This is a genomic window from Streptomyces huiliensis (assembly GCF_020037025.1).
GTDB lineage: Bacteria > Actinomycetota > Actinomycetes > Streptomycetales > Streptomycetaceae > Streptomyces > Streptomyces huiliensis.
Genome location: NZ_JAIQLH010000514.1, coordinates 1 through 355, shown reverse-complemented (window position 1 = coordinate 355; position 355 = coordinate 1). Strand labels below are relative to the sequence as shown.

The 355-nt window shown below is 77.5% G+C and carries 1 protein-coding gene; it reads right to left on the bottom strand.

The window, feature by feature from the left end; translation table 11 throughout:
- Window positions 1-63: 63 nt before the first annotated feature.
- On the bottom strand, window positions 64-355 hold a 292-nt coding region (locus tag JNW98_RS35565), incomplete at its 5' end, for a response regulator transcription factor (protein WP_223772385.1).

The window sequence follows — 355 nt, the reverse complement described above, 5'->3', positions numbered from 1 at the left end:
ACCGGTTCAGACCCGCGCGACCGGTTCAGACCCGCGCGACCGGTTCAGACCCGCGCGACCGGTTCAGACCCGCGCGACGCGCTCGGCCCGGCCGAGCGCGTCGCGCAGGGCCGCCCGGGTCGTGATGCCCAGTTTGGGGAAGGCGCGGTACAGGTGCGAGCCGACGGTGCGCGGCGACAGGTGCATGCGCTCGCCGATCTCCTTGTTCGTCAGACCGCTCGCGGCGAGGTCGGCGATGCGGCGTTCCTGCCAGGTCAGCGGAGGCGCCTCCGGCATCGAGGCGCGCGGCGGGGCGGGCGGCGGAAGGTGCGGCGCGGTGCCGGCCGCGTCCAGGGCGGCGCGGGCCCGCCCGGCC